Annotated in this window: 1 protein-coding gene; it reads right to left on the reverse strand. The window is 61.4% G+C overall.

What is annotated here, in order from left to right:
* A partial coding sequence (locus B5P42_RS32235; RefSeq protein WP_181458870.1) for a hypothetical protein occupies positions 1 to 389 on the reverse strand: 389 nt, incomplete at both ends.

Consider the following 389-nt stretch of genomic DNA (forward strand, 5'->3'; position numbering starts at 1 on the left):
TCCGGCTGCTGGATTCCAAACAGGGCTCCGTCAGCCTGGCGAGTGCGGTCGGCGAGTTGCGAGCCATGTGCGATCATGCCGTTGACCATCTTCACGCCGAGCAACGACGTGGTTCCGGATACCGGGAGGGGCTGATCGGCCAGTGAGAGGGTGGACCAGCTAGAGCGGAGCGGTAGCGAGACCGCCGACTTCCGGACGTTGTATGAATAAAAATGTCCTTCGGCATACTCTTGGGCGGCGTTCAGCATGGCCTGCATGACCTGCTGGTCCCAGTGGAATAGTGTCTGGTCGTCGGCGTACATGATGCATGGAATGACGACGCCGTTGAGGGATGGGCAGCCGCGGTTGCCACATGCTTCCTGGAGCCGGGCGGGCAGATCGTCGACCAA

It is taken from the genome of Bacillus sp. SRB_331, from assembly GCF_003264175.1.
Classification (GTDB): domain Bacteria; phylum Bacillota; class Bacilli; order Bacillales; family Bacillaceae_G; genus Bacillus_A; species Bacillus_A mycoides.